The 323-nt window shown below is 46.1% G+C and carries 2 tRNA genes; both read right to left on the bottom strand.

Features of this window, described 5'->3' with window-relative positions:
• Positions 1-149: 149 nt before the first annotated feature.
• Positions 150-225: transfer RNA gene (locus RH46_RS06195), tRNA-Glu, on the bottom strand.
• A gap of 6 nt (positions 226-231) precedes the next feature.
• Positions 232-307 (bottom strand) — tRNA-Ala (locus tag RH46_RS06190).
• Between the last annotated feature and the right edge of the window lie 16 nt (positions 308-323).

The raw sequence follows: 323 nt of genomic DNA, 5'->3' as shown, positions 1-323 counted from the left end.
TCAGGATTTGAGAACTTTTAATTGAATAACAACGCATATCCGTAGATATGGGGATTGTTGTTATTCGTCAGCTTTCCAAATTGTTAAAGAGCAAATCACTTCCGTAGAAGTAACCATTTTTAAAGACTCTCAAGGAGAATATTTAAAGATGGTATCCCGTAGGGGAGTCGAACCCCTGTTACCGCCGTGAAAGGGCGGTGTCCTAGGCCTCTAGACGAACGGGACACAGAATGGTGGAGCTAATCGGGATCGAACCGATGACCTCTTCGCTGCCAGCGAAGCGCTCTCCCAGCTGAGCTATAGCCCCTCTCTAATGTAGACAT

Source organism: Vibrio brasiliensis LMG 20546 (assembly GCF_000189255.1).
In the GTDB taxonomy this organism is placed as follows: Bacteria; Pseudomonadota; Gammaproteobacteria; order Enterobacterales; family Vibrionaceae; genus Vibrio; species Vibrio brasiliensis.
Note: the sequence above shows the minus strand (reverse complement) of the source record. Positions and strands in the feature narration are given on the sequence as shown.